The sequence below is a fragment of the Falsiporphyromonas endometrii genome (assembly GCF_042654485.1).
Lineage (GTDB): Bacteria > Bacteroidota > Bacteroidia > Bacteroidales > Porphyromonadaceae > Porphyromonas > Porphyromonas endometrii.
The window spans coordinates 1-8885 of record NZ_JBHSGO010000153.1 but is presented as its reverse complement, the minus strand read 5'-3'; the positions used below and the strand labels follow the sequence as shown (position 1 = coordinate 8885).

9 protein-coding genes and 1 other RNA gene are annotated in these 8885 nt (G+C 39.2%); 8 read left to right on the top strand and 2 right to left on the bottom strand.

Features of this window, described 5'->3' with window-relative positions; all coding sequences use genetic code 11:
• The first annotated feature begins 280 nt into the window (after nucleotides 1-280).
• Together ACFO3G_RS04840 and ACFO3G_RS04835 are read left to right on the top strand one after the other, a co-directional pair.
• Nucleotides 281-1267, top strand: a complete 987-nt coding sequence (locus ACFO3G_RS04840) for a leucine-rich repeat domain-containing protein (protein WP_380078501.1) — start codon at nucleotides 281-283, stop codon at nucleotides 1265-1267.
• Nucleotides 1268-1500: 233 nt separating this feature from the next.
• On the top strand, nucleotides 1501-1704 hold the full coding sequence (locus tag ACFO3G_RS04835) for a hypothetical protein (RefSeq protein WP_380078499.1): 204 nt from the start codon (nucleotides 1501-1503) through the stop codon (nucleotides 1702-1704).
• Between the two features lie 14 nt (nucleotides 1705-1718).
• On the opposite strand, the gene ACFO3G_RS04830 is transcribed toward ACFO3G_RS04835, so the two are convergent.
• Nucleotides 1719-2735 carry a GNAT family N-acetyltransferase gene (locus ACFO3G_RS04830; protein WP_380078497.1) on the bottom strand — a complete coding sequence of 339 codons (1017 nt, stop codon included), beginning with the start codon at nucleotides 2733-2735 and terminating at the stop codon, nucleotides 1719-1721.
• A gap of 12 nt (nucleotides 2736-2747) precedes the next feature.
• Nucleotides 2748-3728: a DUF2156 domain-containing protein gene (locus ACFO3G_RS04825; RefSeq protein WP_380078495.1), complete on the bottom strand. Its 981-nt coding sequence runs from the start codon at nucleotides 3726-3728 to the stop codon at nucleotides 2748-2750.
• Nucleotides 3729-4341: 613 nt separating this feature from the next.
• On the opposite strand from ACFO3G_RS04825, the gene pepE reads away from it, so the two are divergent.
• From pepE to ACFO3G_RS04795, 6 genes are all read left to right on the top strand, one after another.
• Complete coding sequence (pepE, locus tag ACFO3G_RS04820) at nucleotides 4342-5049, top strand: dipeptidase PepE (protein WP_380078493.1); 708 nt, start codon at nucleotides 4342-4344, stop codon at nucleotides 5047-5049.
• Between the two features lie 30 nt (nucleotides 5050-5079).
• Nucleotides 5080-5391: a hypothetical protein gene (locus tag ACFO3G_RS04815; RefSeq protein ID WP_380078491.1), complete on the top strand. Its 312-nt coding sequence runs from the start codon at nucleotides 5080-5082 to the stop codon at nucleotides 5389-5391.
• Nucleotides 5392-5759: 368 nt separating this feature from the next.
• Nucleotides 5760-6518 carry a tRNA (guanosine(46)-N7)-methyltransferase TrmB gene (trmB, locus tag ACFO3G_RS04810; protein WP_380078489.1) on the top strand — a complete coding sequence of 253 codons (759 nt, stop codon included), beginning with the start codon at nucleotides 5760-5762 and terminating at the stop codon, nucleotides 6516-6518.
• Nucleotides 6519-6527: 9 nt separating this feature from the next.
• Nucleotides 6528-7637, top strand: a complete 1110-nt coding sequence (locus ACFO3G_RS04805) for an Mrp/NBP35 family ATP-binding protein (protein ID WP_380078487.1) — start codon at nucleotides 6528-6530, stop codon at nucleotides 7635-7637.
• 82 nt (nucleotides 7638-7719) lie between these two features.
• An RNA gene (rnpB, locus tag ACFO3G_RS04800) (RNase P RNA component class A) lies at nucleotides 7720-8076 on the top strand.
• Nucleotides 8077-8152: 76 nt separating this feature from the next.
• Nucleotides 8153-8764 (top strand): alpha/beta fold hydrolase, encoded by a 612-nt coding sequence (locus ACFO3G_RS04795; RefSeq protein ID WP_380078485.1) that lies wholly within the window; start codon nucleotides 8153-8155, stop codon nucleotides 8762-8764.
• Nucleotides 8765-8885: the final 121 nt, after the last annotated feature.

Here is an 8885-nt window from a genome sequence, read left to right as displayed (position 1 = left end):
GAAAATTTTAGAAGACTGACGATTGATTATGAGTTTCATGCCGCTACTGCAGAGGCTATGGTTCAACTTGCTTTCTGCAAAATATTGCTTAATAAATTCTCTGAATAATTTTTAAACAGCTTCTAAATATAACAGACAAAAGAAGATAGTTTTCTCAAAAAAAAATAACTAAATTTATGATACATAGAGAAAGATAGCAGTATGTCCGGAGAAGTGGACAGCCAACTAATCAAAGAGACTAAATTATAGCTTCTCCATTTAACAACACGCAATAAAACATATGTTTAAAGATGATTTGTCAGGCATAAGATCATGCCGAGAAAAAAACAACCCTAATCATAAAATACTTCAAGATGGGACAGACTCATATGGAGCATATTATTATGATTACAAATTGGTAGCAGGACCGTTAACGGTCAGAGAATATTCTGTTCTTGAAGGATGCATAGAAATAGGAGAAAAGGCTTTTATGCGGAATGATATGATAGAGATTGTTCATATACCTGATACCGTAAAACGGATAAAAGATAATGCTTTTTCCTATTGTCATCAATTGAAACAAATTAATATTCCGCCTAATGTCGAATGCATAGAGAAATGGACATTTTGGGACGATCACCTTCTGGAGGATATAAATTTTCCTAACAATATCAAGGAGATACAAGAATATGCATTCGGTAAATGCCTTTCATTTGAAGTAGTAAAGCTACCGGAATCCTTGGAAGAAATAGGGGAATATGCATTCGGTTGGTGCAATAATATCAGCACAATTCATCTTCCAGATAATCTTCTTCGAATTAGAGGAGGTGCATTTATGTATTGCCACAAGCTAAACTCTATCACCCTACCTGAGAAACTTGAAATTTTAGAAGCTGAATTTATTGAGTATGATGCAAAAGTGGAGATAAAAACTCAGTCTCCAAACTTCGTGTATCAAGATGGATTTTTGATCAATAAAGAATATCGTACATTGATGCGTTATTTAGGAGAGCAAAGTGATATCTCTATTCCGGAAGGTGTTGCACGTATCGGGAATAATGCTTTTAAATTCAATGAAAATATCAAGTCGGTTTCATTGCCGGAATCAGTCTTTATAATAGGGTCTGAAGCTTTCGCTGAATGTAAATCGCTTCAGACAATTAAAATGCCCATTCATCTAAAAGTAATAGAAGACGAAGCTTTTAGAAACTGTACACAACTGAAGAATATTGACTTACCGGATTCACCAATCATAATGTCACTAAACGCATTCAAGGGCTGCTCTTGATTGAACATCTAAAACTTCCCCGTCTATTGAAATATATAGAGTCTAAAAGCCCTGATGAGAGGGTATATCTTGATAAATTAAATACGATTCTTTTGTTTTCAATTGACGGGAAGTTCATTTTACACAACTCTGATCAATGTGTAACACATATATCTTCAATCGATTAGAAAAGGCAATAATATTTTGTAACTATATTTTACAAAATATTCAAGGCAGTTTATTACCTTTGGCATATGGACGAAGATGAATGGCTATACCGCGAAATGAATGAGGAAGATCCCTTTTATATGGGACCTGAAGATGACGATGATGACGATGATGAGAGCGAGGAAAACGATGATGAGAGTCAGGCAAACCAAGAAGACAATGCTGGTTGTCAGTTGGTTGTTAATACATTCATCATTATCGTTGTCATTGTTATCATCGTACTTTTATAAAGATTTGTCTTTTTTCAATCCATCATCAGATTGACAAAACCCTTTCCGATAGACCTTATCAGTGCCTCAGCAACCATATCAATATTTATTATTTCATAAGAGAAGTCTGTTTTTTCTACACGATGATATGTGTTTCCATCCCAACTATAACTCAATTTATTAGCCTCAATTATAGGATCGTCAACAGTAAATGCTGCCGGTAAATTGGCTCTCAATCTCAATGAAAACTCATAATCCGACAGTATAATCTTCATTAGAGCCTCAAGATTTACAACCCTAATCATATTCACCGGATCTTTCAGAGCCTCACCTCTTTCGGAGGGACAGACAAAAGAGAGAAATCTAAGACCAGGATGCGAGTTTATATAATAGGTCAGGAAGTCTGACAATTCTTTGCGAGTGACATTCCCGGCCATACCCATAATCTTTAGTCTATCTTTATCTTCAAAGTAAAATATACTGCCCCTGTCAAAAGAATAAAATCTCCCCCCGTCAGCCAATGCATAATCCATCTCTTCTGCCTTGATCTGATCAACTGTATGATAGACATACATACCACATGGAGATGTATATCTATCATAAACACTTGACACAAAAGAGTCTAATGATTGATCAAAACTATATCGCATAGCATCCTTAGAAAATGCCGGCACATAAGACACTGCTCGATGATAATAATCATACAACCACTGCTCTTGAGGGATAAGCACACTCCATATATCACCACGACCATACATCTGCAACAGTGCCTCTGAAAGCAGTTTTTTCATCAGCCCTTTGTTGCGATATTCGGGAAGAGTACATGCACCGGAAATATATCCAAAGGGCAATATCTTACCACACAACACAAAGTGGTATCGAAGCATCTCAATATGAGCTACAGCTAATCCATCCTCATATAAAAGTATTGTATCTTCATCTTTATATATGTGATCAAAATAGAGGCGGATAAATGACTCAGTATCGTCGAAACAAACCCTCCAAAGATGTTCAGAAGCTTCACGCTTAGAAATAGGATTATCTTTAATCATAAAAGAGACAATTTATTGGTTAAAGGTATGACCGGAAGGGATCTCCTTGTCTACGAGCTCATCATCCAGAATAGAGGTATTGCCTGTCCTTAATATAGCTGTATCTTTAAGCAATATCTCTACCGGCTTATATTGTAGTTTTGCATGTCTAAGTCCTTCAATTCCAAGATCTTCTTCTCGATTTAGATAGGTATATTGCTCCGGGATATGACGAGCAAACTCATTGTTGATAATTGCAAACGCTTCAGGAATATCTGTATCGGCTTTCTCTACACAAATGTCAAAAGTATCATGATTGATAGGCATTCCCAAGGAAAAGCCAATCAAACGATCTTCAACCCAAACCGAACCGGCTTGAAGGCCAATAGCATCTCGATTATCAATTAGACGTCTCACCAACTTAAGCTCATCTTCCGAGGCTTCTTCATTGGATTTATCCTTGTACCATTGTCTGGTCAATTCATAGCAGGCATCTTTGTTGGCATCAGTGATGATCTCATAACGATAATTGGGATATGCAGCCTTAAATCGATTGAGCAAATTACGCTTTGACTGGAGTTTCTTACCGGAGAGCGAGACCATCTTCTCTCTCAAGTAAATGTAATCTTGCCAATCTCGATCAGAGAAAAAAGTAAACTGATCCTTAAAACGGCTCTCCAACATATTACGACAGCAAGGTGAAATCCCCATAAAACTTAGAGGATAACCACCTTTTTCTGCTATCACAGCAAGCACCTCAATAGCTTTTGCCAACTTCTCGGAACAGCCGTCCTTACTCAGTGGCAACAGATAGCGTGGATGTGGATCTTCGTGAGAACGATAAAACCGAATCAATAGATTACCTTCATACTCCGCCCAAGAAGTACGATAGAGAAAACTCCACCCGTAGAGATTGGCAAACGAAAGATCACATATAGGAATCCCCGCCTGCATTGTATAACTTGTTATAATCTCTCTATCCGATACTTCAATCGGCTTAAATATTATTGACATGAATACCTCCTAAATTTTGAAATGTCCCGGAATATAAAACAAATCCTTAGCTGCTGAAATATTTAAACTAATCTTCCGAAAGGTCTTATCCGAGATACTCCATACAACTAAGATACAACGATAGCAATAAAGCTAATCGATAGACCAAAAACACTAACATAAACCTTGGAAATTGGCCTTAAGATAAAGGACACTACTCTATTATAGAACAAATGGATTGCATAAAAGTTCATTCACATCGTCTTCCAAAGAGGTAAAACCACTTACTATATCATACCATAGCAAGACAAACACACATAGGTAATATGTACCATCAGATCAAACAGCATTCAATCAACAGATTGTTTTGCACTCATTATCAATATAATAGAACAACGACACGACTTATACAGTATTCTTTTATGATTTGGAGATATAATGAAAAGCTAAAATAGTTCAAATAAATAGCCTACCTTTACATTGCTATAAGCCATAAAGCCCATGAAGGCAAGTTTATAGACAATTGCGAGTACACAATACGGTGACTTTGTATCTAACATATCACTAACTTAGCTATCTTTGCAGAGCATTGATAGACATAATAATATTGATGTCACAAAAACATAATATTGTAATGAGACTTTTACTTATCAGCAACTCGGCAAGCCCGGGTGAAGGATACTTGGAAAAAGCATCTAAGCATATCCAAGAATTCCTTGGCAAACAATCATTAAACATCGTATTCATACCCTACGCTGCTGTCACATACAGCTATGAAGAATACGAAGAAAAAGTAAACAAAAGATTTGCAGCCTTCGGTCAGCGAGTTGTATCTATCCACAGAGCACAAAGACCCATAGAGTCTGTACTTAGAGCAGATGCCATCGTAGTAGGTGGCGGCAATACCTTTATGCTTATGAAAAAAATGCAGGAGATGGGACTCATCGATGCTATTCGTGAGCGAGTGAAGAGTGGAGCTGCATACATTGGATGGAGCGCGGGAAGCAATGTTGCTTGTCCAACAATTTGCACGACCAACGATATGCCGATTGTACAACCAAGAACATTTGAAGCATTCAATTTTGTTCCTTTCCAAATCAATCCGCATTACCTCGATACCCATCCATCTAATCATGGAGGTGAAACAAGAGAAATGCGTATTGCCGAATATCTTGTGGCCAATCCTGACAAATGGGTAGTAGGTCTTAGAGAAGGCTGCATTATGAAGGTGGAAGGCAATTCGATCAACATGATCGGGGAAAAGTCGGCACGCATCTTCAAACATAATATCGAAACAAAAGAAATTAATCCGGGAGAAGACTTCCAGTTTCTCCTAAAATAACTCAATACATTTACTAACAAACAAGCAACTATGGGAGACAGCTTTTCAAGCTATGACGACCAGGCAGCTATTGCCTTCATTCGTACTCATATACATAAGCCTTTGGCAAACAAATTGAGTGACGATATGATCAACTACTTCATTGACCTTATTTATGACTACTACGAAAGTAGAGGGTATTTGGATGAAGATAATGAGGAAGAGGAAGTTCAGATTGACATTGAAGAGATGGTTGAATATGTCCGCAAGGGCGCATCTCGCGATGAGGTTGGAAACTTCACAGATGATGAAGTTGAGGACATTATCCAGGCTGAGTTAGATTATAGCGAATCATTAGATTAATTTCGATTAAGCCTTAATGTGCTTTGGAATGCTGAGGACCTGTTCTTACTGAGAGATGTAAAATCTTATTGGTCCTTATGGCAAATGATATAGAGGAATATTGCAAGCAGTTGGCAGAAGCTGTTATCACAATCAAGATTACTTGGTAGTTAAAAACGGCCTCCTTTGACGATTGGACTTGTAAACTGATAAACAAAAGAGAGGCTGACAACTACACTTAGTAGCAGTCAAGCCTCTTTTTGTCTTCCATGACAAAATATACTTTGTCCCTCCTATCTGACTTTATTGACAATTTGGAAGATATTGGTCTATGACCGGATATATAAAACGTGAGCTGAGACGGCTCCATACTTCGTCAAAACAAACTTATGGCAAAAAACAAACTCGCTAAATTCGCAGATATGGAGCAATTCCATAGGGTACTCCAATATCCTTTTGCAGAACTAAGCAAAGAGGGTTTTCCGTACAAAGGGAAATGGCACAAAGAGATTTTTCATAACGACAATCCCATCGTTTTGGAGCTTGGCTGTGGCAAAGGAGAATATACAGTTGGATTGGCTCGTCAATTTAAGAACAAAAACTTCATAGGTATCGACATCAAAGGAGCTCGTATGTGGACCGGAGCAAAGATTATCAATGAAGAGAACATTCTGAATGCGGCATTTCTTAGGACAGACATTGGCTTGCTCGGCCATTTCTTTGCAGAAAACGAAGTCAGTGAGATATGGATCACATTCCCGGACCCTCAAATGAAAAAAGTTAACAAAAGACTCACTTCAACCAGGTTTTTGAATGCCTATTCCAAATTTACGGTTCCGCAAGCTATCGTACACCTCAAGACCGACAGTCCATTCTTGTACACATATACAGAAGCGATGGCAAAGGAAAACCATTTGGAGATATTGCACAATACGGCCGACCTATATGGCTTCCACAATGACCTTGACGTGAGCGATATACTTTCGATCAGGACCTACTACGAACAACAATGGCTCGACAGAGGCCTCGACATTAAGTATCTTGCATTCAGGCTTCCCAAAGAACACACATGGATAGAGCCGGACATTGAAATAGAGCCGGATTCTTATAGGAGCTTTAATCGCTCAAGAAGAAGTCAATCACGCTAAATTTTATATATGATGATAACAAAACAACAGATTATTGATGCCCTCGATAAGGTAAGATACCCCGGAACGGGCAAAAACCTTATAGACACAGGCATCGTTACAGCAGATGACATTCATATAGAGGGGATGAAAGTCTCCATGACATATAAGTTTGCCAAAGCCAATGACCCTTTTATCAAATCAGTGGTCAAGGCAAGCGAAACAGCCATACTGACTTATGTTGGCAAAGATGTTGACATAAAAGGTAACATAGATATTGAAGTACCGGAGCAACATCAGCTGAGTGAAAAGCAAGCCATCTTGCCTGGAGTAAAAAACATTGTGGCTATCTTCTCCGGGAAAGGTGGTGTAGGTAAAAGTACAGTAACTTCAAACCTTGCGGTAGCACTTGCTCAAGCAGGGTATAAAGTAGGCTTATTGGATGCCGATGTATTTGGTCCGTCTATTCCAAAGATGTTTAATTGTGAAGATGCCAGACCTATACTCGAAAAGGTTGGAGACAGAGAGCTAATCAAGCCGATAGAAGTAAGAGGTATCAAAATGCTTTCCATGGGATTCTTCGTTGATAAGGCAAGTCCGGTCTTATGGAGAGGATCATTGGCTTGCAATGCACTGACTCAGCTAATGAGAGATGCCAATTGGGGCGAGCTCGATTACTTTCTGATTGATATGCCACCCGGAACAAGCGATATCCATTTGACTATGGTACAAACGATTGCCTTGACAGGAGCCGTGGTCGTAACCACACCTCAGCAGGTAGCCATTGCCGATGCCATCAAGGGGATAGCAATGTTCCTCGAAGACAAAATTGATGTACCTGTCCTGGGACTTATCGAAAATATGTCTTGGTTTACTCCGGCCGAACTACCAAACAATAGATATTATATCTTTGGCAAGGAGGGTGGCAAAAAGTTGGCTGAGCAACTCGATATTCCATTACTTGGACAAATTCCTCTTGTACAGAGTATTTGCGAAGCAGGAGACAACGGAGCTCCATCTGCTTCAGAAGAAAATACCTTGACAGGCGAATTCTTTAAGGAGGTTGCTACAAAACTTGTTGAAAAGGTTGAATATAGAAACAAGCATTTGTCTCCAACCAAGAAAGTTGAGATGAAATAAGAGATCGAAGATGGCAATGTACAAGGATAGACGCAAAGACAAAACCTTTTTGTACATTTGCCGTTCGACAAAAAGAAGTATTGCAGTTATCCGGCTTGTCGCTCTGTCTTAGGCAGAGAGGAACGTCCGGGCAGCACAGAGCACCATACTACCTAACGGGTAGGTACTTGTGAGAGTAGAGTAACACAGAAGAAAATAACCGCCTATCCTCGTGATAGGTAAGGGTGAGAAGGTGAGGTAAGAGCTCACCGGCGGAGCAGCAATGTTTCCGGCCGTGTGTCTTATGGGCTGAAAGATCATGTATACCGACGTTTGAGGGTTGCTCGCCTAAGTCGGGGGGTAGATCGAGTGAGCCGTCAGGTGACTGCCGGCCAAGATAAATGACAAGCACCTTATCATTGGTAAGGTACAGAACCCGGCTTATAGGATAACTGCTTCATTTAAAGGGTTGTATCGAAATGAATATTTTTAGATACAACCCTTTCTCTTTTCAAGAGATTACTAACAACAAGAAAATGAGTCAAATAGACCTTTATTACAGAGAATTTGGTCATGGCGAACCGTTTGTCATGCTACACGGTAATGGAGAAAGCAGTCAAAACTTCCAAATAAAAGACAGAATACTTGCCAAGCATTTCAAACTTATTGCACCCGATACAAGAGGTCATGGCAATACCCCATGTGGAGAAGCTCCGTTTACATTGAAACAATTCGCACAAGATTTATATAGCTTCCTTCATGACAATCATCTAAACAAAGTACACCTTTTGGGCTTTTCTGACGGAGCCAATATCGCTATGCTTTTTGCCATGGATCATCCTGAACTTCTAAAAAGCCTTATTCTCAATAGTGGCAATCTCACACCATCCGGGATGAAACCAAATGTCCTAAAAGCAATCAAAAGAGAATATAAGAAGTTGGAAAGCATGGTACAGACAAAAGAGGTCAAGCACCAAACAGCTCTGCTCAATCTGATGCTTCAAGAGCCACAAATAGATCCTTCCGAACTACATCATATCAATATCCCCACACTGGTCATAGCCAGCAACAATGATATGATATCAAGACAACATACAGAGATGATTGCCAAGTCTCTCCCAAACTCAAAACTTGTATTCATTGGGTAGTATCCCAAAAAGTGTGTAAAGGAGATTTATCTTTGAGTCAAAATTAATCATTTCCTTTCATTGTTTAGTTCATCCGTCAGGCGGGCATGAAAAACACCGGGGGGATTGGCGTCCGCCCGGG